This is a genomic window from Streptomyces hainanensis (assembly GCF_004348415.1).
Taxonomy (GTDB): Bacteria; Actinomycetota; Actinomycetes; order Streptomycetales; family Streptomycetaceae; genus Streptomyces; species Streptomyces hainanensis.
Map to the genome: position 1 here is coordinate 1 of NZ_SMKI01000917.1, position 632 is coordinate 632.

Here is a 632-nt window from a genome sequence, read left to right on the forward strand (position 1 = left end):
GCCCTGGACGCGGCGGCGGGCGCGGCTGGCCAGTTGGCGGGCGGCGGCCGGCGTGCGGTCCACGACCGGGGCGATCTCGTCGAAGGACACCCCGAACATGTCGTGCAGCACGAACGCCAGCCGCTCGGCCGGCGAGAGCGTGTCCAGCACCACGAGCAGCGCCACACCCACCGAGTCGGCCAACATGGCCTCGTACTCCGGATCGGCGCCGGCGTCCACGCCGGTCGCCCCCTCCAGCGGCTCCTCGCGCCGCGCGGAGCGGGAGCGCAGCATGTCGAGGCAGACCCGCCCCACCACCGTCGTCAGCCAGCCCGTGAGGTTGACCACGTCGCCGGTGTCGGCGCGGCTCAGCCGCAGCCACGCCTCCTGCACCGCGTCGTCCGCCTCGCTGCGCGAGCCGAGCATCCGGTGGGCGACCGCCCGCAGGTGGTCGCGGTCCGCCTCGAAGCGGCGAGCCAGAAGTTCCTCGTCGTGCATGCCGTCACAGTCCCGTCGTTCGTGCCGTCACCACCCTGACGCGTGGCGCGGCCGAGATGTGACGGGATCAGTCGTCCGCGGCCGCGGCGAGGGCCGCGCGGGCCAGGCGGTGCAGCAGGGCCGCCGTCGCGGCCCGGTCGGGGAGGGTGTGGGGG

1 protein-coding gene is annotated in these 632 nt (G+C 75.6%); it reads right to left on the minus strand.

The window, feature by feature from the left end; all coding sequences use genetic code 11:
* On the minus strand, nucleotides 1-477 hold a 477-nt coding region (locus E1283_RS36800; RefSeq protein ID WP_132822457.1), incomplete at its 3' end, for a sigma-70 family RNA polymerase sigma factor.
* Between the last annotated feature and the right edge of the window lie 155 nt (nucleotides 478-632).